At 70.1% G+C, this 23,850-nt stretch carries 17 protein-coding genes and 2 pseudogenes; 8 read left to right on the top strand and 11 right to left on the bottom strand.

Features of this window, described 5'->3' with window-relative positions; genetic code table 11:
- Positions 1-4: 4 nt before the first annotated feature.
- The 5 genes from ACZYY4_RS16520 to ACZYY4_RS16500 form a co-directional block, all read right to left on the bottom strand.
- Positions 5-304, bottom strand: a complete 300-nt coding sequence (locus tag ACZYY4_RS16520) for a PE family protein (RefSeq protein ID WP_463811078.1) — start codon at positions 302-304, stop codon at positions 5-7.
- A 23-nt stretch (positions 305-327) separates the two neighbouring features.
- Entirely contained in the window at positions 328-1,680 is a 1,353-nt protein-coding gene (locus tag ACZYY4_RS16515; RefSeq protein ID WP_463811077.1) for a PPE family protein, SVP subgroup, read from the bottom strand.
- Between the two features lie 109 nt (positions 1,681-1,789).
- Entirely contained in the window at positions 1,790-3,142 is a 1,353-nt protein-coding gene (locus ACZYY4_RS16510) for a M1 family metallopeptidase (RefSeq protein WP_463811076.1), read from the bottom strand.
- Positions 3,139-7,146 carry a Pls/PosA family non-ribosomal peptide synthetase gene (locus tag ACZYY4_RS16505; RefSeq protein ID WP_463811075.1) on the bottom strand — a complete coding sequence of 1,336 codons (4,008 nt, stop codon included), beginning with the start codon at positions 7,144-7,146 and terminating at the stop codon, positions 3,139-3,141. The genes ACZYY4_RS16510 and ACZYY4_RS16505 overlap by 4 nt, the downstream gene beginning before the upstream one ends.
- A complete protein-coding gene (locus ACZYY4_RS16500; RefSeq protein WP_463811074.1) occupies positions 7,143-8,924 on the bottom strand; it encodes a hypothetical protein in 1,782 nt (593 codons plus the stop codon). The genes ACZYY4_RS16505 and ACZYY4_RS16500 overlap by 4 nt, the downstream gene beginning before the upstream one ends.
- 102 nt (positions 8,925-9,026) lie before the next feature.
- Here ACZYY4_RS16500 and ACZYY4_RS16495 point away from each other — a divergent pair, with 102 nt between their 5' ends.
- The 3 genes and pseudogenes from ACZYY4_RS16495 to ACZYY4_RS16485 form a co-directional block, all read left to right on the top strand.
- Positions 9,027-9,971, top strand: a complete 945-nt coding sequence (locus ACZYY4_RS16495) for an NAD-dependent epimerase/dehydratase family protein (protein ID WP_463811073.1) — start codon at positions 9,027-9,029, stop codon at positions 9,969-9,971.
- Positions 9,972-10,164: 193 nt separating this feature from the next.
- Positions 10,165-14,589, top strand: a pseudogene (locus ACZYY4_RS16490) (HAD-IC family P-type ATPase); the annotation flags it as partial.
- A pseudogene (locus ACZYY4_RS16485) lies at positions 14,566-14,697 on the top strand (hypothetical protein); the annotation flags it as partial. The pseudogenes ACZYY4_RS16490 and ACZYY4_RS16485, both read left to right, overlap by 24 nt.
- A 104-nt stretch (positions 14,698-14,801) precedes the next feature.
- Here ACZYY4_RS16485 and ACZYY4_RS16480 read toward each other — a convergent pair.
- The 4 genes from ACZYY4_RS16480 to ACZYY4_RS16465 form a co-directional block, all read right to left on the bottom strand.
- Positions 14,802-14,975, bottom strand: coding sequence for an Rv1535 domain-containing protein (locus ACZYY4_RS16480; protein WP_463811072.1), 174 nt, complete (start codon positions 14,973-14,975; stop codon positions 14,802-14,804).
- Positions 14,976-15,047: 72 nt separating this feature from the next.
- Positions 15,048-15,413: a DUF2304 domain-containing protein gene (locus ACZYY4_RS16475; protein WP_463811071.1), complete on the bottom strand. Its 366-nt coding sequence runs from the start codon at positions 15,411-15,413 to the stop codon at positions 15,048-15,050.
- Between the two features lie 16 nt (positions 15,414-15,429).
- Positions 15,430-16,170 (bottom strand): glycosyltransferase family 2 protein, encoded by a 741-nt coding sequence (locus ACZYY4_RS16470; RefSeq protein ID WP_463811070.1) that lies wholly within the window; start codon positions 16,168-16,170, stop codon positions 15,430-15,432.
- A 41-nt stretch (positions 16,171-16,211) separates the two neighbouring features.
- A complete protein-coding gene (locus ACZYY4_RS16465) occupies positions 16,212-17,483 on the bottom strand; it encodes an MATE family efflux transporter (protein ID WP_463811069.1) in 1,272 nt (423 codons plus the stop codon).
- Between the two features lie 122 nt (positions 17,484-17,605).
- On the opposite strand from ACZYY4_RS16465, the gene ACZYY4_RS16460 reads away from it, so the two are divergent.
- On the top strand, positions 17,606-18,619 hold the full coding sequence (locus ACZYY4_RS16460; RefSeq protein ID WP_463811068.1) for a TerC/Alx family metal homeostasis membrane protein: 1,014 nt from the start codon (positions 17,606-17,608) through the stop codon (positions 18,617-18,619).
- On the opposite strand, the gene ACZYY4_RS16455 is transcribed toward ACZYY4_RS16460, so the two are convergent.
- Positions 18,608-19,045, bottom strand: a complete 438-nt coding sequence (locus ACZYY4_RS16455; protein ID WP_463811067.1) for a PNPOx family protein — start codon at positions 19,043-19,045, stop codon at positions 18,608-18,610. The genes ACZYY4_RS16460 and ACZYY4_RS16455 overlap by 12 nt on opposite strands.
- 105 nt (positions 19,046-19,150) lie before the next feature.
- Between ACZYY4_RS16455 and ACZYY4_RS16450 the strand changes: the two genes are divergently transcribed.
- Positions 19,151-19,837, top strand: coding sequence for a TetR/AcrR family transcriptional regulator (locus ACZYY4_RS16450; protein WP_463811066.1), 687 nt, complete (start codon positions 19,151-19,153; stop codon positions 19,835-19,837).
- Positions 19,838-19,890: 53 nt separating this feature from the next.
- Here ACZYY4_RS16450 and ACZYY4_RS16445 read toward each other — a convergent pair whose 3' ends face one another.
- Positions 19,891-20,379, bottom strand: coding sequence for an inorganic diphosphatase (locus tag ACZYY4_RS16445; protein WP_463811065.1), 489 nt, complete (start codon positions 20,377-20,379; stop codon positions 19,891-19,893).
- An 80-nt stretch (positions 20,380-20,459) separates the two neighbouring features.
- On the opposite strand from ACZYY4_RS16445, the gene dacB reads away from it, so the two are divergent.
- From dacB to tilS, 3 genes are read left to right on the top strand one after another with little or no spacing between them, the layout of a single operon-like run.
- Positions 20,460-21,836, top strand: coding sequence for a D-alanyl-D-alanine carboxypeptidase/D-alanyl-D-alanine endopeptidase (gene dacB, locus ACZYY4_RS16440; RefSeq protein WP_463811064.1), 1,377 nt, complete (start codon positions 20,460-20,462; stop codon positions 21,834-21,836).
- Positions 21,833-22,879 (top strand): zinc-dependent metalloprotease, encoded by a 1,047-nt coding sequence (locus ACZYY4_RS16435; RefSeq protein WP_463811063.1) that lies wholly within the window; start codon positions 21,833-21,835, stop codon positions 22,877-22,879. The genes dacB and ACZYY4_RS16435 overlap by 4 nt, the downstream gene beginning before the upstream one ends.
- Positions 22,858-23,850 carry a tRNA lysidine(34) synthetase TilS gene (gene tilS / locus ACZYY4_RS16430; RefSeq protein WP_463811062.1) on the top strand — a complete coding sequence of 331 codons (993 nt, stop codon included), beginning with the start codon at positions 22,858-22,860 and terminating at the stop codon, positions 23,848-23,850. Before ACZYY4_RS16435 ends, tilS begins: the two co-directional genes overlap by 22 nt.

Here is a 23,850-nt window from a genome sequence, read left to right as displayed (position 1 = left end):
CGGCTCAACCCGCGGCGAACGCGTTGGCGGCCTCGGCGGTCGCATAGGACGCACCGCCGCCATTCAGCGCGGCGACGAACATCGCATTGACGGCCGCGGCCTGCGCGGCCACGCTTTGAAACAGCGCGCCGTTGGTGTTGAACAGCACCGCAATCGACGTCGAGACCGCATCGGAGGCGGGCGCCGCCATCGCGGTGGTCGGGGCGGCGACCGCGGCGCTTTGCGCCTGCACCGCCGAACCGATTCCCGCCAGATCGCCGGCCGCCCCCGACAGCAGCTCCGGTTGTGTGACCACGAAAGACATCTACTGACCTCCCCGTTTGAAATTCACTCGTCGACAAAGGCTTCGATAACGCGTTCTCGTTGTTTGTTGAATTCCTCGTCCGTCAGAACCCCGGAATCCCGCAGCTCCGCGAGACCCCGCAGTTCGGCGAGAATCTGGACGCCCGTCACGGTGTCCTCCGGCGCTCCGGGTTCGTTCGGGGCTTCGGACGGGGGATCGGGACGTGCCGTGGGGTTTGGCTGGGTTGCCATCGGCGGCCGGCGTCCCGGGCCGACGGTGCCGGCCATGGCGCGTCCGGCCATGCCGGCCAGGGCCATCTCGCCGAAGGGGGTTTGCACTCCCACGGCTCCGACGGCCGCAGCCGCTGAGGCCGCGCCGGATTGTGCCGACACCAAGGCGATCTCGCGTACCACGGTCGGTGTGGCGGCGGCCCAGGCCTGCGGCACCGACAGTGAGCCCAGCGGCACCGCCTTGCCCATGCTCGCCCAGGTCGCACCGACCCGGCCGGCGCCGCTCAGACCGGCCGCGGGCAGCGAAGCGCCGACGGACGGGCCAAGCCCCAGCAGGCCGCCGGCCGGCGCTGTCTGGCCGATCAGGCCCAGACCGCTCGCGGCGCCGAAGTCACCGGTGATACCCAGCCCGGCGAATGGCCCCAGGCTGGCTGCCTCGATCGCCAGGCCACCGAATTCAAGGCCCGCGCCGCCGCCCTCGAACGGCGCAAGACTGTCCACCTCGACGAGCGCGACCAGGACGTCCAGCAGCAAGCCCTCCTCACCGGCACCCTGGTAGGCCCCGGAGGACTCCGCAGCGGAGCCGACCAGTCCGGCGGCATTGCCGGCATTTTGCAGGGCTGAGGCGCTTTGGGTGGCTGCGTTGGCGTTGTTGTGGGGTGCGGTGAAGGTGGGGAGTTGGGTGGCGGCTGCGGCGCTGCCGGCGTAGCCGTACATGGCGGTGGCGTCTTGGGCCCACATTTGCCCGTAGAGGGCTTCGTTGGCGGCGATGGCGGCGGTGTTTTGGCCGAGGAAGTTGGTGGCGATCAGGGTGGCCAGTTGGGTGCGGTTGGTGGCGATGACCGGTGGGGGCACGGTCATGGCGAAGGCGGTTTCGTAGGCGGCGGCGGCGGCGCTGGCCTGGGTGCCGGCTTGGCCGGCTTGTGCTGCGGTGGTGGACATCCAGGCGGCGTAGGGGGCTGCGGCGGCGGCCATGGAGGTGGCGGCGGGGCCTTGCCAGGCTTCGTCGGTGAGTCCGGCGATGACGGTGCGGTAGGAGTTGGCTGCTGATTCCAGTTCGGCGGCCATGGCTTTCCAGGCCGTGGCGGCGGCCCGGATCGGGCCGGATCCCGCCCCGGAATACATCAGCGCAGAGTTGACCTCTGGCGGCAACGCTGCAAAATTCATCGGCACTCCTCAATCGCCGATATCCAAAGGTATTTTCGGTCGCGCCGGCCGGGCAAGCTGACATCCGGGACTCATACGAAACGCATATGTGTCCGGGTCACAGACCGCGCTACAGCGCGGGGAGCTCGGTGGAATACAGCCAGGCCTGCCACAACGGCTGCAGCGGCCCCGAGGCCTCGCTGGCATAGCCGGCGGCCAACCCGGTGAAGTCATCGGTATCGGCGTTGTCGTGGCGGTAGCGCGTCGTCCACTCGCGCAGCAGGGCGAAGAAGGCGTCGTCACCCAATTGACCACGCAGCAGATGCAGGGTGAGCGCGCCGCGTTTGTACACCCGGTCGTCGAACATGTCGGCCGGCCCCGGATCGGCCAGCAGCAGATCCTGCGGCAGCGCGGCCAGCCGGCGGTGGTAGTGGCTCGCCCATTCGTCGGCGCTGCGTCCGCCGGAATGCTCCGACCACAGCCACTCGGCGTAGCAGGCAAATCCCTCATGCAGCCAGATATCGCGCCAGCGTCGCACCGTGACACTGTTGCCGAACCATTGGTGGGCCAGCTCGTGGGCGATCAGCCGCTCCGCTTTCCCCGTGCCGTTGCAATGATTGGCGCCGAAGATCGAAATCCCCTGGGCCTCAAGGGGAATTTCCAGATCATCGTCGGTGACCAGCACCGTGTAGCCGGCGCTCAGCGGGTAGGGTCCGAACAACTGCACGAACAGTTCCATCATCTGCGACTGACGGGCGAAATCCTGGTCGAACTCGCGTGCCAGCCGGGCGGGCAGCACCGCGTGGATGGGGACCGCCGAATCGGGCAGTTGGTGGGTCACATACCGGCCGATCTGCAGGGTGACCAGATAGGTCGGTGTCGGCTCGGGCTGCTCGTAGGTCCAGGTGGTGCGGGCCGAGCGGGCCCGCCGCGACACCAGTTCGCCGTTGGCGACCGCGCGATAGGAGCTGTCGGTGCTGATTCGGATCAGGTAGCTGGCCTTGGCCGTGGGCTGATCGTCACAGGGGAACCACGACGGTGCGCCGTTGGGTTGTCCGGAGACCAGCACGCCGTCGGACAGTTCCTCGAAACCCACCTCACCCCACAGGGTTTCGCTGGGCCCCGGGGAACCCGAGTACCGGATCGTGATCATCAGTGCGGCCCCGGCCGGCAACTGGGTCGCCAAGGTGATCCGAAGCTTCGCGGCTGAGGTGGCGAACCGGGCGGGCTGCCGGCCGTTGACCCATACCTTGGCCACCGACAGCGCATCTGCGAGATCCAGGGTGAAATCGCGCAATGCGGCGACGGTGACCGCGGTGATGGTCGCGGTGCCGGACAGCCGATTGCTGTTGACCTTGTACTCCAAGTCGAGCTCGTAGCGGGACACCCGGTAGCCGGTATTGCCGCTGCCGGGCAGGTAGGGGTCCAGGACGGGCTGGTCGATCTCGGCCTCCTTGGCGGACGCTTTGACAGGTTTGCTCACGCTGCGGACTCCTCGGGCGGGCCATCCGAAGAGCCGCGCTTTTTGCGGGACACCGGCCACGGCGCGATGGGGTTGCCCTGCCAGCGGGTCGCCGGCGGCACTTCGTCGCCGCGCATCACCAGCGAGGCCGGGCCGACGGTGGCACCCGCGCCCAGTCGCGCCGCCGGCAACGCCACGCAATGCGGTCCCAGGGTGGCGCCGGCCTCCAACGTGACGGTGTCCATCGCCATGATCCGGTCGTGGAACAGGTGGGTCTGCACCACGCATCCGCGGTTGACGGTCGCTCCGGGGCCCAGCGTCACCAGGTCGGCTTCGGGCAGCCAGTACGTCTCGCACCACACCCCGCGGCCGATGGTGGCGCCCAAGGCCCGCAACCACAGGTTCATCACCGGGGTCCCGGTGGCCGCACGGGCGAACCACGGGGCGGCCACCGTCTCGACGAAGGTGTCGGACACCTCGTTGCGCCAGACGAACGGCGACCACAGCGGGTGCTGCCTCGCCCGGATCCGGCCGACGATCAGCCATTTCGCCACCACCGCGATGCCGCCGGCCACCGCTCCCGCCCCCAGTAGCGTCACCCCGCTGCCCAGGGCCGTCCAGCCGTAACCGAACTGTGTTGCCCCCCACTGCAAGACGCCGAGCGTGGCGACCCCGATCGCGAAGGTCACCATTACCGGCACCAACCGGAAGATTTCCATGGCGGCGCGCATCAGCTTCAGCCGCAGCGGTGGTTCGAAGGTCCGCTCGGCGTCGAGGTCGGCTGCTTTGCGGCGCAATCGGACCGGGGGGCTGCCCAGCCACGACGAGCCGGATTTGGCCTTGTACGGCGCCGTCGACAGCACCGCCACCAACGCCCTGTCGGGTACCCGTCGGCCCGGCTGGGTGATCCCGGAGTTCCCCAGGAATGCGCGCTTGCCGATGGTGGCCGGCGCGACGTGGATCCAGCCGCCACCCAGCTCATAGGAGGCGACCATGGTGTCGTCGGCGAGAAAGGCGCCGTCGGCGATAACGGTGAACTTCGGGATCAGCAGGGCCGTCGAGATCTCGGTGCCCGCACCGACTTTCGCCCCCAACAACCGCAGCCACCACGGCGTGATCAGGCTGGCATACACCGGAAACAGGTAGTCGCGGGCGGCGTCCATCAGGCGTTCGGTGGCCCACAGCTGCCAGCCCACCCGGCTGCGCACCGGGTGGTAGCCCTCGGTCAGCCCGATCGACAGCAGCCGCACCCCGGCGATGGTCAAGGCGGCGTAGCTGCCCAACGCGGTCAGCGCCGCCACCGGCGTCCACCACGCCGCCGGGCCTATCGCCGCACCCAAGGTGGCGGCGTCATGGATCGCCCAACCCAGCACGGCCAGCCCGGCGCCCAGCGCCAGCAACGGCACGGCGCCCAGCAGTATCGACGTCAGCCCGTAGATCGCCACCCAGACCGGGCGGGGCGGCGGCCGGTGATCTGGCCAAGGGTGGCGCGCCTTACCGGATTTCATCGCCGGCGAACCGGTCCAGTACTGCCCCTTGCGCACCTCGCCGATCACCCCGGAGCCGGGGGCGACGTCGGCGTCCTTGCCGATCGAGGCGCCCGGCAGCAACGTGGTTCGGGTGCCGATGGTGGCGTCGTTGCCGACCGTGACGGGGCCGACGTGGAACTTCTCGCCGTCGAGCCAATACCCGCTCAGGTCGACCTCCGGTTCGATGGAGCAGCGGTGCCCCAGCGTGAGCATCCCGGTCACGGGCGGGGCGGAGTGCAGATCGACACCCTCGCCGATCTTGTTGCCCAGCGCCCGCGCGTAATACACCAGCCATGGTGCCCCGGCGAGATTCTCGGCACCGCTGGCCGCCGCGAGGCGTTCGGCGGTCCATACTCGCAGGTGCTCGGGGCCCCCGCGCCGATAGGTTCCCGGCCGCAGGCCGGCCAGCAGTACGCGGGCCCCGAGCACCGCGATGCCCATCCGGCCCAGCGGGGTGACGAACAGCACGAAGGCGGCGATCACCCACCACCAGTCGAGGTGCACCAGCCAGGGCAGTGGGTGCCATGCGGCAAGCGTGTTGTTGGCCAGCGCCAGCCAGGTCACCCACGCCCACCCGGTCAGGGTGGCCAGCGGCACCGACAACAGCACCTGGGCGGCCTGCGTCAGCGCCGGGGTGGGCCGCACCGTGCACGGTGTGGCCGCGCCCGCGGGATCGGTCCGGCCCATGTCGTCAAGGAATCCGGCCAGCGAGCCCAGCCGCGGCCGGTCGTAGAGCTGGGCGACGGTGGTCTGCGGGTAGCGCTGCCGCAACGCGGCCACCAGCTGGGCTGCCTGCAGCGACCCGCCACCGAGGGTGAAGAAATCGGCCTGCTCGTCGTCGATCGCGGTGCCCAACACGTCGCGCCACAGCCCGGCCAGCCAGCCCAGGGTGCTGTCCGGGTCGCCGGTGCCCGACAGGCTGCCCGACCCGGGCTCCGGACCCACCGGCCACGGCAGAGCGTCACGGTCCACCTTGCCCGAGGTCCGGGTGGGCAGCTCGTCGATCAGCACCAGCCGGGGGACCAGTGCGGAAGGCAGCCGCCGGTCGAGCTCCGCGCGCGCGGCGGCCAGATCGAACTCCGGGTCGCTGCTCACCAGGTAGCCGACCATCAGCGGCGTACCGGTCAGGCTGGCCCGCACTGCGGTCGCGCACCCGCTGACCCCGGGCAGTGCCAACAGCGCGGTGTCGACCTCTCCCAGCTCGATGCGCCGACCGCCGACCTTGACCTGATCGTCGGCACGGCCGCAGAAGATCAGCCCGTCGGGTTCCAGCTGGACCAGGTCGCCGCTGCGGTAAGCGCGCGGCCACTCCAAGGAGGCCAGCGGCGCGTACTTCTCGGTGTCCCGGTCGGCGTCGAGGTAGCGGCCCAACCCCACACCGCCGATCACCAACTCGCCGACCTCGCCGAGGGCGACGGGTTGCCCGTCGGCGTCGATCACGGCCAGATCCCAGCCCGACAGCGGCAATCCGATCTGAATCGGCCCGGACCCGCCCAGCCGCGCCGCGCAGGCCACCACGGTGGCCTCGGTGGGGCCGTAGGTGTTCCACACCTCGCGGCCGTCCATCGCCAGCCGGGCCGCCAGTTCCGGCGGGCACGCCTCACCACCGAAGATCAGCAGCCGCACCTCTTCCAGCGCCTCGGCCGGCCACAGCGCTGCCAGGGACGGCACGGTCGACACCACGGTCACGTCACGGGACACCAGCCACGGACCCAGGTCCATGCCGCTGCGCACCAGCGACCGCGGTGCGGGCACCAGACATGCGCCGTATCGCCACGCCAGCCACATCTCCTCGCACGAGGCGTCGAACGCGACCGACAGCCCGGCCAGGACCCGATCGCCGGGACCGATCGGGTTGTCTTGCAAGAACAGTTGTGCTTCGGCGTCGACGAAGGCCGCCGCATTGCGGTGCGTGATCGCCACCCCCTTGGGGGTGCCGGTGGAACCCGAGGTGAAGATGATCCAGGCGTCATCGCTGGGCGATGGCGCCGACGCCTGCCGACCGTGCGACGTCCCCGGGCCGGCGATCAAGCCTTGTTCGGTGAGCACCGCCGCCACCTGCGCCTCGTTGAACACCAGTTCGGCGCGCTCGGCGGGATCGTCGGCGTCGACCGGCACGTAGGCGGCGCCGGCGGCCAACGTGGCCAGGATCGCCACGTAGAGCGCGTAACTGCCCGATGGCATCCGGATGCCGATGCGGTCGCCGCGGCCGAGACCGCGGGCGCCCAGCCACGCGATGCTCTCCTCGATGTCGGCGATCAGCTCGCCGTAGGTCAACATCACTTCGCCGTCGTCGATCGCGGCGGCTTCGGGGTAGCGGGCCGCGGTCGCCTGCAGGACGTCGATCAGGGTGCGCGGCTCCGCGGCCGACGAGCCGCGCAGGTACTGCATCGGTACACGCGGCGTCGGTACACGCGGCGTCGGGACTGGCACCATGGGCACGTCTGTAGAACGTACCGGCGCCGGGTCGACGTGCGGCGCGCCGCGCGGAGTCATTTCGGCGCGACGTACCCGAGCGGCCCCGCTGCGATGCACACCGACAGCGCCGCGGTGTCGGCACGGGCGGTGACGTTGTAGCCGGCTCCGGGAAGCCGCACGTAGACACGATTGAGCCCCGGGAGCACCCGGACCCGGACATCGGGTCCGTCGGACAGCGACAGCGTCATCGAACCGTCGACGTTGGCCAGGTAGTTGATCTCGGCGGTCCAGTCGGCCGGCAGCAGCGGACCGTCCAGCGCGAGCGTTACCGGCAGATCCGGCTGCACCAGATACCCGCAGCGGGGCACCGGTCCGGCCACGATGGACCGCACCCAGGTCACCTGGGCGTCGGTCAACGTTCCCGCACTGGTGAGCATCCGCAGTTGCGTTGTCGCCGAAGCGAACTCGGGCCGGTCACGAACGAGGGCGAACAGGTGGCTGGCCAGGTTCTCCGGGTGGACCACCCGTTGCAGCACCAGCGGGTCCACCTCCTGGTCGAGCAGCGGCGCGTCGGAGTCGGCGTGGGCGGCGGCCAGGGCGTGCTGGGCGTTCTGCAGATAGGACCGGGCCGGGTCGTCGCGCCAGCGGGTCAGGAACGTCGCCGTCGAATACAGGCTGCTCATCGTGAATGCCGCCGCCAGACCGGTCACCACCGCGGTGCGCAACGGCGAGGCGTCCAGCCACCGCGACGAATCCCGGTTCGGGGCGCCGAATCCGACGGCGCCCAGAATCGCCAGCACCACGACCAGATCAGCGAGGTATCGCAGGGTCTGAGCCAGTTCCAGCGCGGTGAACGCCGAGGACCGCATCAGATAGATCGGGACCTGGCAGGCCGCCGCGTAGCCTGCCGCGACCAGCCACACCGGCACCAGCCGCTGCTTGCGGGCCAACGACACCGCCAGCAGGCCCGCCAGCACCAGCCAGCCCAGCGTCATCACCGCCGGACCGGGCAGGGCCCATGGTGAGGCCGGGGCCCAGCGGGCCCACGACCACGGGCCGCCGGCCAGACTCGGAACGATCCCGTGGGTGATCGAGCGCAGCAGCAGATCGCGGGTCATGTCCAGGTCGAAACTCCACCGCTTCTGGTTGACCACCGCCAGATAGACCGCGATCCACCCACCGGTCACCACCAGCGTCGCGGTCCACAACCGGGCCCCGCCCCGCCACGCCTCCGCGAGCGCACCCACCAACCGCTCCCCGGACACGTAGCGCAGCAGCGCCACCACCGCGAACGCGACGAACGGGATCACCGCGGCCTTCTCGAAGAACAGCAGACCGCCCGCGTATGCCAGCGTGCCGGTGAGCGCGTAGCGACGATTCCCGGTGCGCGCCAACAGGATCGCGTCGGCGCACACCCAGGCCAGCGCCGCGCACATCGGCAGCGAGTTCAGCGCGGCCGCCCACCACGCGAACGCCGGCAGGCCCAGCGGGCAGAACAGCGCGAAGGTCAACGGCACCAACAGCGCCGGCCGCCAGCCCAGAATCACCCACAGCGCCCGCAGCAGCGCCAACGACGCCAGCAGCTGCAACACCACCAGGCTGGCCGCCGGCGCGGCCCACTGCAGCGGCCACATCCGGCTCAGTGCGCCGGCGAGAAGAAACGCGCCCGGCATCACGTGACCGTCGTGATCGTCGAACAGATACGACGACGACAGCAGATCGTGGGTGCCGGCCCGGCCGATCAGGATCAGGTCGTCCCAGTAGAAATAGCCTCCGAACGCCACCACCGCCCGGACCGCCAGCTGGGCGGCGACCAGGGCCACCGCAATCCAGCAGACCCAGGGTCGGGTGGTCATCCGGCTCGGCATATGCCGCCACTCCTCCTCGTCGCTCCGCTCCGCATCGTCGCCGGCGGCGCATGCGCATTGGTCTTTCTTACCTGTCGGTATGGTGGGCCGGTGCGAGCACTGGTCACCGGAGCAGCTGGATTCATCGGATCAACGCTGGTCGACCGCCTGCGGGTGGACGGTCACGTGGTGGTCGGACTGGACAATTTCGCGACCGGGCGGGCCACCAATCTCGAGCACCTCACCGATGACGCCGACTTCAGTTTCGTCGAGGCCGACATCGTCACCGCCGACTTGGGCGATGTGCTGGCACGCTACCGCCCGGAGGTGATCTTCCACCTGGCCGCCCAGATCGACGTCCGGCATTCGGTCGCCGACCCAGCATTCGACGCCTCGGTCAACGTCGTCGGCACGATCCGGCTCGCCGACGCCGCGCGCGCGGCCGGAGTGCGCAAGATCGTGCACACCTCCTCGGGCGGGTCGATCTACGGCACCCCGCCGCGCTACCCGACCAGTGAGGACGATCCCACCGACCCGGCTTCGCCGTACGCCGCGGGCAAGGTGGCCGGCGAGATCTACCTCAACACGTTCCGGCACCTCTACGGCCTGCAGTGTTCGGCCATCGCGCCGGCCAACGTCTACGGCCCCCGACAGGATCCGCACGGGGAGGCCGGAGTGGTGGCGATCTTCGCCCAGGCGCTGTTGAACGGCACACAGACCAAGGTGTTCGGCGACGGATCCAACACCCGCGACTACGTTTTCGTCGACGACGTGGTGGACGCCTTCGTGCGGGCGGCTGGCGAGGGAGGCGACGGGCAGCGGTTCAACGTCGGCACCGGCGTGGAAACCTCGGACCGGCAACTGCATTCGGCGGTGGCCGCCGCGGTCGGCGCACCCGATGACCCGGAGTTCCACCCGCCCCGGCTGGGCGATCTGAAGCGGTCCTGCCTGGACATCTCCCGGGCGCGGGAGGTGCTGGACTGGCACCCGCGAGTCGAGCTGGCCGACGGCGTCGCCCGAACGGTGTCGTATTTCCGGCAGGTGAAATCGAACTGAACGATGTGGCATACTTCCTCCACGGAGGGGAGTATTCCTTCGTCGCAGTGTCGTCAACTCGTCGCCCGTCATCGGACGACCGGTGCTGTGGGCCGGTTACCGGCGGAAGAGACCTCCAGCGCACCAATGACGCTGGAGGAAATCCATGGATGTGTTCTCGTTCGGCCGCGTCGGCCTGGACACCGTCGGCGCGATGGCGTCGGCCAGCCTGGACATCGCTGCCATCCCCCTTCGTGAAGGCGCCAAAATCCTGGCCGGTGAGCGCTCGGATCTGACCAGCCGGCGCAGCTGGCGCGGTGCGGGACGGGCCTGGATCGAAATCCGCGGGCTGGATCAGGACGCCGACGCTGATATCGGGGCCGCGGTGCTCGAAGCCCTGCAGGCCCAGCCGGGCGTCACCTCGGTGCGGCTGAACCGCCCGCTGTCGAGGGTGGTCGTCGAAATCGACGACGATACTGCGCTGGCCGACCTGTGTGCCGCGGTGGAAGCCGTCGAGAGTGGTGCCGAATTGAGCGCCACCGACGGTGCGGCACTGCCGGGCGACGGCCTGCTGCTGGCAGCCAAGGGCGCGATGGTGGGCGCCAATGCCGTAGGACTGGCGATCGCGACGGCGGGCAGCGCGCTGCGATGGCCGGCCGCGCCCAAGATCTTCGATGCCGCGGCGTCGGTGGCGCGCTACCAGCCGCGGGTTCGCAGCCTGCTGGAAAGCCGGATCGGGCGCAGCAAGACCGACACCGTGCTCTCGCTGGCCTCGCTCGGGTCGCACGTCATCACGATGTCACCGGTGATCCTCGCGGTGGACCTGATGGTGGAGGGACTCAAAGCCGCCGAGTTGCGCGCCGGGGCCCTGGCATGGAACCGCTACGAGCCGGAGCTGGCCCGTTACGCCGATCATCCGGGCGTGTACGCCGCACCGCGCCCGGTCCCGCGGCCGGACGGCGCAGCCGAACGCCACCTGAAACGCACGGCGCTGGCGCAGGTGGTCGGTGCCGGCGTGGTGGGAGCGCTGACCCGCAACCTGGACATGACTTCGAACGCGATCCTGGCGGCCTCCCCGAAAGCGGTGCGCACCAGCTGCGAGTCGTTCGCCGCGACCCTGGGCCAGGGCCTGGCGGAGCAGCACGGGGTGCTGCCGCTGCGCCCGGACAGCCTGCGCCGCCTCGACAAGGTCGACACCGTGGTCATCGACCCGCGGGTGCTGGCAGGCGAGCAGCGCCGGGTGGTGCAGATCCGCGGCGCCGGTGAGCATGAGTTGCCGCTGGCCTGGAAGCAAGCGCAGAGCCTGCTCGACCGGCCCGGGCTGCATTCGGGCTGGCACCGGGTCCCCAAGATGGCTGCTCGCGGATCAAGCCGCAACCAGCCCGTCGAAGCGCTGATCCTGCCCGCGCACCACGCGCTGGCGTCGGCGGTGGTGCTCGAGGCGCGTGCTTCGGGAGCAGAACTGGTCACGGTGGACGTCGACATCCTGGGCGAGTTGCGTCCCGGCTTCGACGACGTCCGTGGAGTCGAAGGCGGCAGTGCCGCTGACGACATCGACGCGGCCCTGGCCGCAGCGGTGACCGATCTGCAGCAGGCCGGCCGCACCGTGGCGGTGCTGTCCAGCGTCGCGGCGCAGGCACTGGCGTCGGCGGACCTGGCTCTGGGGGTCATGCCGGAGGCTGACACCCCACCACCCTTTTACGCCGACCTGTTGCTGGCCGACCTGGCCGACGCATGGCAGGTGCTGCGCGCGCTGCCGGCCGCCCGCGAAGCCAGTGAGCGCGGTGTCGCGATCTCGATCGGTGCCTCGACCATCGCCGGGCTGCTGCTGGTTCGGGGTGTCCGGGCGACGATTCCCGGCGTCGGTGCGGGGCAGGGCCGCGGCCCCGGGCCGGTGACCATCGGCGCGGGCGCCGGGATGCTGTCCGGCTACCTGCTCGCGCGCCGGACGCTGCGTACTCGCGCGCCGAAGCCGGCGCCGGCCTATGAATGGCACGCCATGTCGATCGAGCAGGTGCAGGAACTGCTGACGCCGGAGCAGCTGACCCCGCTGGCCGACCGGGCTCCGGTCGAGTCGGCATCGCAGGGCGTGTTCTGGCCGTACTTCCATGCCGTGCGCGCCGAATTGTCGGACCCGATGACCCCGATCCTGGCGCTGTGCTCGGCGGCGACCGCCATGCTGGGTTCGCCGATCGACGCCGTCATGGTGGGCACGGTGCTCACCGGCAACGCCATGCTGGCGGCCTACCAGCGGCTGCGGGCCGAGAGCCGACTGAACATCCTGCTGGCGCAGCAGGCCCCGCCGGCCCGCCTCGTGCTGACCGGAGCCGACGGGACCCCGACCTACCACGAGATCGTCGCTGAACAACTGCTGCCCGGTGACCTGATCGAGGTGCGCAGTAACGAGGTGGTGCCCGCAGACGCCCGCGTGATCGAGGTGTCCGACCTGGAGGTCGACGAGTCGTCGCTGACCGGCGAATCGCTGTCGGTCGGCAAACAGCTCGAACCGACCCCCGGCGCCGAAATCGCCGAGCGCAGCTCCATGCTCTACGCGGGCAGCACGGTGATCGCCGGGAAGGCACTGGCGATGGTGACCGCTGTCGGTGCGGACACCCAAGCCCGCCGGGCCTCCGAACTGGCCTCCGGCGAGCTGCCCGAGGTCGGTCTGCAACACCACCTGTCCCAGCTGATGTACCGGACCTTCCCGTACAGCGCCGCCGGAGGTGTGGCGGTCGGCGCGCTCGGTCTGCTGCGTCAGGGCGGACTGCGGGTGGCACTCGGCAACGCGATCGCGGTCGCGATCGCCGCGGTCCCGGAGGGGATGCCGCTGATGGCGACCCTGGCCCAGCATGCGTCGTCGCAGCGACTGAGCAAATCCGGTGCGCTGGTGCGGATCCCGCGGTCGGTGGAGGCGCTCGGCCGGGTCGACGTGGTCTGCTTCGACAAGACCGGGACGCTCAGCGAGAACCGGCTGCGGGTCACCACCGTGCGCCCGCTTCCGGGCCATTCCTCCGACGACGTGCTCGGTACCGCGGCGCAGGCGGCGCCGGCGCCCGACGGTGCGGCGTACGCGCACGCCACCGACCAGGCCATCGTCGAGGGTGCAGCAGCCGCGTCCGGCACCCGCCCGTGGAAGGAACCGGACGCCCACCTGCCATTCCGTTCGGGACGCGCGTTCTCGGCATCGATGCTGGGGTCGGACCTGGTCGTCAAGGGCGCACCCGAAGTGGTGCTGGAGGCCTGCAAGAACGCCGGTGCCGCGGTGGAGCAGCAGGTCGCCGAGATGGCCGCCCAAGGGCTGCGGGTGATCGCGGTGGCGCAGAGCAAGCTGACCGCGGTGCAGGTGCGGAGCGTTCGAGATGACTCCGACCGGATCGTCGACGTGGCCGGTTCGGGGTTGACGCTGATCGGGTTCCTCGGTCTGGCCGATACCCCCCGCGCCGACGCCCCGCAGCTGCTGGCTGATCTGGCCGCCCGCGGGGTGGACATCCGGATGATCACCGGCGACCACCCGATCACGGCCACCGCCATCGCCGCCGAGATGGGTGTGACGGTCCCGGCCGAGCAGGTCATCACCGGCTCGGAGTGGAATGCGTTGAACCGCAAGGAACAAGAGCAGGTGGTGTGTGAACGGGTGATCTTCGCCCGGATGTCGCCGGAGAACAAGGTGCAGATCGTCCAGACGCTCGAGCGCGCCGGCCGGGTTTCGGCAATGGTGGGCGACGGTGCCAACGATGCGGCCGCGATCCGGGCCGCCACCGTGGGACTGGGTGTCGTCGCGCACGGCAGCGACTCGGCACACGCCACCGCTGACGTCGTGCTGACCGACGGCAAGATCGGTGCCTTGGTCGACGCGATCGACGAGGGCCGGCGACTGTGGCGCGGTGTGCAGCTCGCCATCTCCGGGCTGCTCGGTGGCAATGCCGGCGAAGTGATCTTCTCCGTCATCGGGACCGCGGTCACCGGGAATTCGCCGCTGAACACCCGGCAATTGCTGCTGATGAACACCCTGACCGACGCGCTGCCGGCCACTGCCGTCGCGGTGAGCACACCGGCCGGCCCGATCGGTGGCGCGGTGCGCGGACTCGACGAGCAGAAGTTGTGGCGCGCGGTGGCGTTCCGAGGCGGGGTCACCGCGGCCGCGGGCACCGCAGCCTGGGCGATGGCCTCCGTCACCGGCATGCCGCAGCGGGCGGCGACGGTGGCGCTCATCTCCCTGGTGACTACCGAACTCGGTCAGACCGTGGTCGATTCGCGGGCGCCGATGGTGCTGGCGACCGCGGCCGGGTCGTTCGCGCTGTTCGCCGCGCTCGTCAGCACCCCCGGCATCAGCCAGTTGCTCGGCTGCACGCCGGTCGGCCCGATCGGCTGGGCGCAGGGCGTCGGCACGGCCGCGGCGGCCACCGCCGCGGTGGCCGTGGCAAGCCGGTTCTCGGGTGTCGCTGAAGACGGCCCCGTCAAGGACCCGGCGAACGCCCCACTCGAGGTCCCCCCGGTATTGGCCCTGGTCAAGACGGCTCCGGCCAAGCAGATCGCGGCGGCCAAGAAGGCCCCGGCGGCGAAAAAGACCCCGGCCAAGAAGTCCCCGGTGGCGAAGAAGACGCCGGCCAAGCAGATTGCGGCGGTCAAGAAGCCTCCGGTGGCGAAAAAGGCCCCGGTCAAGAAGGCTCCGGTGGCGAAAAAGGCTCCCGCCAAGAAGACGCCGGTCAAGAAGGCCCCGGCGGCGAAGACGCCGGCCAAGCAGGCCCCGGTCACGAAGGCCACCGCCAAGAAGACGTCCCGGAAGCTGGAATTGGTGCGCTGAGCCGTTTCTGGTTCATCGAACTGATTCCCTTCATGGCACCGGAGGGGTCATCCCGCCGTTCGAAGGTGCCGTATTTCGGACGGCGGGCGCTTGGACGCGGGATGCCGCACCTCGAGCAGCCCGGCGCGCCAGAGCCACGCGTACAACTCGATCACCGGCACCGTCAGGACCTGTGCCGTGACTTCGGCCAGTGGTTCCGCCAGGACTTCGGTTGACCTCATATGCCCAAGCGTGACGGGCGGACCCAGACGAGCGGCAAACCTGTTGTTACCGCGAGGCCAACTGTCGCCGAATTACTGTGGTTTCGGCTGCGGTTCCAGCGGAGGTTCCGGCGGCTGGGCCTTCGTGAGCGCCACTACCCTCGCCAGCCGGGCATAACGCAGTTCCAGGTCGCGAAACCGCATGTAGGTGCTCAGTGTCGTGAATGCGAACACGATGATCAGGATGTAGAGCATCAGGTCGGTGCCGCGGCGCACCCCGACCCAGTTCGCCACCACGGTGGTGTCATCCGGACGCAGCACCGCATAGATACCCGCCACCACGAACACCAGGTAGCCGACCTTCACCCAGGCCCGGGACTGGGCGGACCGTCGCGACAGCAGCAGGTAGATCAACAGCGCCATCACCGCCGCGATCAGCAGTACCTTGATCCAGTTCACTGAAAAACGATCCTGTTCATCGCGACATCCTCTTGCGCAGCAAGCCGTCGAACATGATGTTGACGCCGTTGAGCAGCGGCTGGCCCTTCGACTTCGAATAGTCGGTGTAGAGCACCTCGACCGGCTCTTCGCCTACCCGCCAATGGTTTTCGGCGATCAGAGCGATGAACTCCCCGGCGTGGCTCATCCCGTTCATGGTGAGGTCGAGACGGTCGGCGACCCGCCGGTTGAACACCCGCAGCCCGTTGTGGGCATCGGAGAGCCCCAGCCGGCGGATCCGCGGGTTCAGCCACACCGCAGTGCGCAGCACCAGTCGTTTGAGCGGCGGTACCGCGGCGGCCGCCTCGGGCGCGGCGAAGCGGGTGCCGATGACGATATCGAGAACCGCGGCGTCGGGATCCGCGCTGTCCAGACGCTCGATCATGCGCACCACGTCGGCCACCCGGTGCTGACCGTCGGCGTCGAAGGTGGCGAACAGTCGGGCGCCGGGTTGTCGGCGGGCGAACTCGACCCCGGTCTGGATGGCCGCGCCCTGACCGAGGTTGACCGGATGACGCACGACGTAGGCGCCGGCGCGCCGGGCGATCGCGGCGGTGTCGTCGGTGCTGCCGTCGTCCACGCAGACCACCGATGCGAAAACCGATCGGATGCCGGCGATCACATCGCCGATGACGGCCGCCTCGCCGAAGGCCGGGACGATGATCCAGACGTCGGGATAAGGGGGCTTTGACCTGGTATCGATGTCTAAAAAATACACGTCGGTCCGCTGGCACCGGTGTAGCCGGGCCGGTGGGTGGTTCAGGGTGCCGCGCGCAACGCGGCCAGATGCACCGCGATTCCCACCAGCGGCCCGCACAGCAGTGCGACGACGGTCCTGGTCGGCAGTTCCAAGGGCAGCATCAACAGCAACGCCGACGTCACGGTCGCGCCCACCCAGCCCAGCGCGTATGCGCGATGCAGTGCCGCGGCCACCGCCGCCGCGCCGGTGAGCGTCAGCAGCGCGATCGCGGTCGCCCCCGTGGTCAGTCCGGCCAGCAGCAGCCCGCCGGCGTTGTAGTCCGGGCCAAAAGCCGTACGCAGCAGCCACGGGCCGAGCAGGCCGGCGGCCACCGCGCCCACCGCGCCCACCGCGGTGACGGACGCCGTCGGGGTTCGCAGCGCCCGCAGTCGTCTTCCGCGCTGGTCGACGAAGTGTGCGATCAGGTTGCCCTGCAGGGCGGTCAGCGGCACCAGCAGCGGTGCGCGGGTCACGGTGACCGCCAGGATCACCACGCCGCCCTCGGCGCCCAGCTCGCCGTAGGTGGCCTGCAGCAGCACCGGAAAACCCATCACCAGGATCGCGCTGGCACCGGCCGCGGTGATCGAATGCGCCGCGCCGCGTAGGAAATCCGCGGTGCCCACCGGGGTCAACAGCTGTGCCGCCGATCGGGTCGCGGGAGATGCGGCCAGCAGCAGCAGCCAGGCCACCGCGCCGGCGACAGTGGCCCACAGGAACCCGACCAGACCCCAGCCGATCACGAACGTCGCGGTGGCCACCGCCACCCGGATGCTCGCGTCGGTCACCATCAACGCCCCGTACTGGGTCCACCGGTTGGTGCCGGCCAGCATGCCCAGCAGGGTGGCGTGCACGGCGAAGTTGACCAGCCCGAAGCACAGCAGGCCCACCGACAGCCACCGCGCTTCGACGAACACGTGGTTGCTCCACAGCGGCGAGCTGCCGGCGACCAGCCCGGCCGCCGTCACTCCGGCCAGCCCGGCCACCCACAGCGGCCGGGTGTGTGCTGCCGACGCGTCCCGGACTTCCCGGGCGAACCGGACCTCCCGGGTGGTTTCCTGCAGCAGCCCGTTGGCGGCACCGGCGACCAGGCCGAACGCGCCCCAGAACACGCCGAACACCGAGAAGCCGGCCGGATCCAGGTCACGTGCCGCCAGGTAGAGCACCGCGTAGCCGCACAGGGCGCTGAGCAGGGTCGCGGTGCCGACCCGGGCCACACTCGCCCGGGTGACGGGGCCACCGGTCAAACCGCCGGGGGATCGGCGGGGTCCGCTACCACCGATATCTGTCACCACGGCGAAAATACTAAGCGGGCTGCGGGGTACCGTCGGTCGTCCCTTGAAACTAGCTGGAACAAGCCGGCAGCAGCCCGCGCAAGCCCACTTCCAAAAAAGCTGATCGACCGGAGGCCCCACCGTTGGACGCGTCGCTGTTGGAATGGCTGGTGACGTTCGCGGGATTGGCTGTGGTACTCGGATTCGACCTGTTCCTGGTCGCCCACCGGGTGCATGAGCCGACGATCCGCGAGGTCGTGACCCGGCTGACGTTCTACATCGGCCTGGCGGTGGCGTTCGGCGTCTGGGTGTGGGCGCATCACGGCGCGAAGTACGGCATGCAGTTCTTCGCGGGCTGGCTCACCGAGTACAGCCTGTCGGTGGACAACCTGTTCGTCTTCGTGATCATCATGAACAGCTTCAACGTGCCCAAGAAGTACCGGCAGGAAGCGCTGTTCGTCGGCATCGTCATGGCCTTGTCGTTCCGGTCGGTGTTCATCGCGCTGGGCGGGGTCGCCGTGCAACGCCTGTCGTGGACGTTCTACCTGTTCGGCGCGTTCATGGCCTTCACCGCGATCAAACTGCTCCGCCACGGTGACCACGGCGGCGACGGTGACGGGGGCGGCGGCGACGGCGGCGGGGGCAACAACTTCGTGGTGCGGTTCGCGCGCACCCACTTCAACGCCACCGATCGTTGGGCGGGCGTGCGGTTCTTCACCCGGGACAACACCGGGGCCTGGGCCATCACCCCGATGTTCCTGGTGGCGCTGGCACTGGGCACCACCGACCTGGTGTTCGCGATGGACTCGATTCCGGCCATCTACGGGCTGACCCGCCAGCCCTACCTGGTTTTCACCGCCAACGTGTTCGCCCTGATGGGGCTGCGTCAGCTCTACTTCATCCTGGGCAAGCTGCTGAACCGCTTCGTGTACCTGTCCAAGGGGCTGGCACTGATCCTGGGGTTCATCGGGGTGCGGATGGTGTTGCACGCGCTGCGCACCAACGAGGTGTGGTTCATCAACTCCGGCCGCAACCTCAATGTCCCGGAGATCCCCACCCCGGCGAGCCTGACGGTCGTCGTGGGGGTGCTGGTGCTGACGACCGCGGCCAGCCTCTACCGCACCCGCGGGGCCCAGACGGGTTCGTCACCCGAGTGAGAAGACCGGGATCGAGGGCGCCGCGATACGCAGTTCGTCATCGCTGGACTCCGGTGTCACTCCGGCGATGTAGCCCCTGACCTGCCAGTACCACCGCTGCAGATACGGGCGCAGTACTGCCGGTTTGGCGTCGTCGGAGAGTTCGGTGATCAGGGCCCGGGTCCGGCGCCACCGTGGCCCGATCAGCACCTCGCCGGCGGCTCGCGCATTGCGCACCCACTCGGTCTCACCGCGCGGTGCTACCAGGTAGGCCACGCCGTCGACGGTGAGCAGGTTGATCACGACGCCGCGGAGCTCGCCGCTCTTGCGGCCGCGCACCGCGAGCGCACGGGTGCCGGCGATGCTGATGCCCGCCTCGGCGAGCCTGCGGATCAGCGCATTGCCGAATCGGGCCGGTGCACTCGGTCGGTCGTATCGGGTGGTCATGTTCCGCCCCTTTCAGTTTGAGAGCAGTGCTCTCGCTTGGAGGATCGTGACACACTGCGCGGGCAAAAACAAGAGCAGTGCTCTCAGATCTGTCAGACTGGGCCGGTGGGCAAAAGGCAGGAGTCGCGCGCGCGAATCGAGGCGAAGATCATCGAGGTCGGTCGGCACCACCTGGTGACGCACGGGCCGGCCGCGTTGTCGCTGCGTGCCGTCGCGCGCGACGTGGGCATGGTGTCCTCGGCGGTCTACCGCTACGTCGCCAGTCGTGACGATCTACTCACTCTGCTTCTGGTCGACGCCTTTTCCGACTTGGCCGACACGGTGGACCGCGCCCGCGCGCCGGTGACCGGGTGGCGCGACGAGCTGGGGGTCATGGCCCACGCGGTGCGGGACTGGGCCTTGGAGCACCCGGCCCGGTGGGCATTGCTGTACGGTAGCCCGGTTCCGGGTTATCACGCGCCGCCCGAACAGACCGTCGTCCCCGGTACCCGGGTGATCGCGGCGATGCTCGAGGCCGTTGCGGCCGGCATCGCCGCCGGGGACGTCGCGGCCACCAATCAGGTTGCGGCACAGCCGTTGTCGGCCGACTTCGATCACGTTCGCGAAGAGTTCGGCTTCGCCGGCGACAATGCCGTCCTGGCGAAATGCTTCCTGCTGTGGGCCGCCGTGGTCGGCGCGATCAGCCTGGAAGTGTTCGGTGGCTACGGCGCCGATACCGTCTCAGCCCCTCGGGACATGTTCGATCGTCAGCTCGGGCTACTGCTGGACGTGTTCGCGCAGCAAGCGGATTAACGCGGCGGTTCCAGCCTCGGCTCTCCTTCGTCGAGCCTCGCTAAACCGCCGAATCAGTGACCGGTGGACGTGAACCGTTCGATCGACCGGGTGACTTCGGCCTCGGCCTCGGCGCGGCTCACCCAGTCGGCGGCCTTGACGAACTTGCCCGGCTCCAGGTCCTTGTAGTGCACGAAGAAGTGCTTGATCGCATCCAGTTCGTGCGCCGGCACGTCGTCGATGTCGGCGATGTGGTCCCAGCGGTGGTCACCGGCCGGCACGCACAGCACCTTGTCGTCGCCGCCGGCCTCGTCGGTCATCCGGAACATCCCGACCGGACGGGCCTCGATCAGCACGCCGGGAAACACCGACTGCGGCAACAGCACCATCGCGTCCAGTGGGTCGCCGTCCTCGCCGAGGGTGTCTTCGATGAAGCCGTAGTCGGCGGGGTAGCCCATCGGCGTGTACAGGTAGCGGTCGAGCCGGAGCCTGCCGGTGGCATGGTCGATCTCGTACTTGTTGCGCTGGCCCTTGGGGATTTCGATGGTCACGTCGAATTGCACCCGGACAGTCTAAGGCGGGCCGGAGTCATGCCCCGACCCCGCCCTTCCGGCACAATTGGCCCCGACAGGCAGGGAGGGACATGCACCCGACTCGGTGGCGACACAGCAGCACCCATCTGGGAATAGCGGGAGCGATACTGGCGCTGGCCGCCGCCGTGGTGGTCGTGGCTGCGGTGGTGCTCCCGGACGAGTCCGGTGCCGGCGCGCACGACGTGCCGCAGGCGCCGGTGGCGACCGCCAAACCGGGGGTGGTCCCGGTCTCCGACGACGCCCCGGTCCCGACCGGCAGCGCATTGGCGGCAGCCATGTCAGCCGCGTTGGCCGACCCGAACCTGGGCCACCTCACCGGCCGGATCACCGACGCGCTGACCGGCAAGACGCTGTGGACGCAGCAGGAAAACCTGCCGATGCAGCCGGCGTCGACCAACAAGGTGCTCACCGCGGCAGCCGCACTGCTGGCGCTGGACCTGGGCGCCCGCGTCACCACCCGGGTGACGACGGGTGACGAGCCCGGCGTGGTGGTGCTGGTCGGCGGGGGCGATCCGACGCTGTCGACCGCCGAAGTCGGCCAGGACACCTGGTACCGGGACGCCGCGCGGATCGGCGACCTTGCCGACCAGATCCGTCGCAGCGGGGTGACGCCCACCGAGGTCCGTGTCGACGTGTCGGCGTTCAGCGGCCCGAGCATGGCGCCGGGCTGGGACCCGGACGACATCGAAGGTGGCGACATCGCCCCGATCGAGGCGGTGATGGTCGACGGCGGCCGCATCCAGCCGACCACGGTCGAGTCGCGGCGCTCGCTGACCCCCGCGCTGGATGCCGGCCGGGCGCTGGCCGCCTCGCTCGGCATCGACACCGAGACGGTCAGCATCACGACCGCATCGGTGACCGGTCGCGAACTGGGCGCGGTTTCCTCGGCGCCGCTGGTGGTGCGACTGGGCGAGATGATGAACGCCTCGGACAACGTGATGGCCGAATGCATCGCCCGGGAGGTGGCGGCGTCGATGGGCCGGCCGCGGTCGTTCGCCGGTGCGGTCGACGCGGTGACCAACCGGCTGGCGACCGCCCACATCGCGGTCAGCGGGGCCACGCTGATGGACTCCAGCGGCCTGTCCGTCGACGACCGGTTGTCGGCCCGGACCCTCGACGCGGTGGTGCAGGCGGCGGCCGGCCCGGACCAGCCGGAGTTGCGGCCACTGCTGGACATGCTGCCGGTCGCCGGTGGCAGCGGCACGCTGTCCGATCGTTTTCTCAACCTCAACACCGGGCGCGGTGCGGCCGGCTGGCTGCGCGCCAAGACCGGCTCGCTGACCCGTACCAACGCGCTGGCCGGGATCGTCACCGACCGCGACCGCCGGGTGCTGACGTTCGCGTTCATCTCCAATGACGCCGGGCCGACCGGTCGAATCGCGATCGACGCGCTGGCCGCGGTGCTGCGGACCTGCGGATGCGGATGAGCGACCTCGATATCGGGCGCGCGGTGGACTGGGGGTTCGCCGCAACGGTCGGCGGCTGGCTGACGCGCCCGGCGCCCCCGATGACCGACTACACCCGCGCGCAGGTGATCGACGACCTGCACCGCAGCTCCCGGGCCGCCGAACCGCTGGTCCGTGAGGTGACCGGGCTGGGCGCCGACGGCCCTGTGCCCGAAGCGCGCGTCATCGACCGGCCGCAGTGGATCGCCGCCGCCGCCGAGTCGATGCGGGTGATGACAGGCGGCGCCGAGAAGTCCGTCGGATTCCTCAGCGGCCGGCTGGCCGGGGCGCAGACCGGCGCGCTGCTGGCATTCGTCTCCTCGGGCATCCTCGGCCAGTACGACCCGTTCGGTGCCGACGGAGCTGAGGGTGCGGGGCAGCTGCTGCTGGTCTACCCCAACGTGATCGCCGTCGAGCGGCAGCTGCGGGTGACACCGGCCGACTTCCGGCTGTGGGTGTGCCTGCACGAGGTGACCCACCGGGTGCAGTTCTCGGTGAACCCGTGGCTGGCCGGCTACATGTCGGAGGCACTGGCGGTGCTGACCGACGAGAGCGGCCTGGACGTCACGCAGGTGGTGAGCCGGCTGGCCGACCACGTAAGGGGCCGTAACGCCGCTGACGTGGCGGCCGGGCCGTCGGGAATCCTGGGCCTGGTGCGGGCCGTGCAGTCCGAGGAGCAGCGCACCGCGCTGGACCAGCTGCTGACCCTGGGCACGCTGCTCGAGGGCCACGCCGACCACGTGATGGACGCTGTGGGGCCGGTGGCGGTGCCTTCGGTGGCGACGATCCGGAGCCGCTTCGAGGAACGTCGTCAGCGCAGCCAGCCGCCGCTGCAACGCTTGCTGCGGGCGCTGATGGGTCTCGACGCCAAGCTCAGCCAGTACGTCCGCGGCAAGGCTTTCGTCGACGCCGTGGTGGCCCGGGTCGGCATGGACCGGTTCAACGCGGTGTGGGCGCGTCCGCAGAACCTGCCGTTGCCCGCCGAGATCGAAGAGCCGCAGCAGTGGATCGACCGGGTGCTGTAGCCCGGCTGCGTGGCGCGCTGCTGGCGTTCGCCGAGCAGCAGCTGCCCGAGCCAGGGCGCTGGTGCGTGGCGCTGTCGGGTGGGCCGGACTCGCTGGCCCTGACCGCTGTCGCCGCGCCCGAGCGGCCCACCACTGCGCTGATCGTCGATCACGGCCTGCAGCCCGGCTCGGCGCAGGTGGCGGATCTCGCCCGCAAGCAGGCCCTTGAGTTGGGATGTGTTGATGCGCAGGTTATCTCGGTGACCGTTGGATCCGAGGGCGGCCCGGAGGCGGCGGCACGCACCGCCCGCTACGCCGCCCTGGACAACGCCCGCGCCGGCAGGCCGGTGCTGCTGGGGCACACCCTCGACGATCAGGCCGAGACGGTGCTGCTCGGCCTGGGCCGCGGATCGGGGCCCCGCTCGTTGGCCGGGATGCGGCCGTACGACCCGCCGTGGTGCCGGCCGCTGCTGGGTGTGCGCCGCGAGGTGACCCGGGATGCCTGCGCCGAGCTGGGATTGACCCCGTGGCTCGACCCGCACAACCGCGATAAGCGCTTCACCAGGGTGCGGCTGCGCTCCGAGGTGCTGCCGTTGCTGGAGGACGTGCTGGGGGGCGGGGTGGCCGAGGCCCTGGCCCGCAGCGCGGTCGCCTTGCGGGAGAACACCGGGCTGATCGATGCGCTGGCCGAGCAGGCCCTGCCCGACGCCACGGTCGACGCCGGCGCAGCTGGCGCCGGTCCGGACACCGCCGCCTTGGACGCTGCTCGCCTCGTCGCGCTGCCCGGCCCGGTGCGGCGGGCGGTGATCCGCCGCTGGTTGCTGGCCGGCGGCGGCCGCGGGCTGACCGACCTGCAGATCCGCGCGGTGGATCGGCTGATCACGCAGTGGCGCGGGCAGGGCGGGGTGGCGGTCGGATCGGGCCTGCGGCGGGAACGACTTTTCGCGGTCCGTGCGGACGGTCTGCTGCGGCTGCGCCGGGAGCCGATCTGA

Source organism: Mycobacterium sp. IDUB_21 (assembly GCF_055419425.1).
Note: the sequence above shows the minus strand (reverse complement) of the source record. Positions and strands in the feature narration are given on the sequence as shown.

Excerpts from the sequence above, each read along its gene's own strand:
- ACZYY4_RS16520 (WP_463811078.1), bottom strand. The coding sequence starts at position 304 with ATGTCTTTCGTGGTCACACAACCGGAGCTGCTGTCGGGGGCGGCCGGC.
- ACZYY4_RS16515 (WP_463811077.1), bottom strand. The coding sequence starts at position 1,680 with ATGAATTTTGCAGCGTTGCCGCCAGAGGTCAACTCTGCGCTGATGTAT.
- ACZYY4_RS16505 (WP_463811075.1), bottom strand. The coding sequence starts at position 7,146 with ATGACTCCGCGCGGCGCGCCGCACGTCGACCCGGCGCCGGTACGTTCT.
- ACZYY4_RS16500 (WP_463811074.1), bottom strand. The coding sequence starts at position 8,924 with ATGACCACCCGACCCTGGGTCTGCTGGATTGCGGTGGCCCTGGTCGCC.
- ACZYY4_RS16480 (WP_463811072.1), bottom strand. The coding sequence starts at position 14,975 with ATGAGGTCAACCGAAGTCCTGGCGGAACCACTGGCCGAAGTCACGGCA.
- ACZYY4_RS16455 (WP_463811067.1), bottom strand. The coding sequence starts at position 19,045 with ATGACCACCCGATACGACCGACCGAGTGCACCGGCCCGATTCGGCAAT.
- dacB (WP_463811064.1), top strand. The coding sequence starts at position 20,460 with ATGCACCCGACTCGGTGGCGACACAGCAGCACCCATCTGGGAATAGCG.
- ACZYY4_RS16435 (WP_463811063.1), top strand. The coding sequence starts at position 21,833 with ATGAGCGACCTCGATATCGGGCGCGCGGTGGACTGGGGGTTCGCCGCA.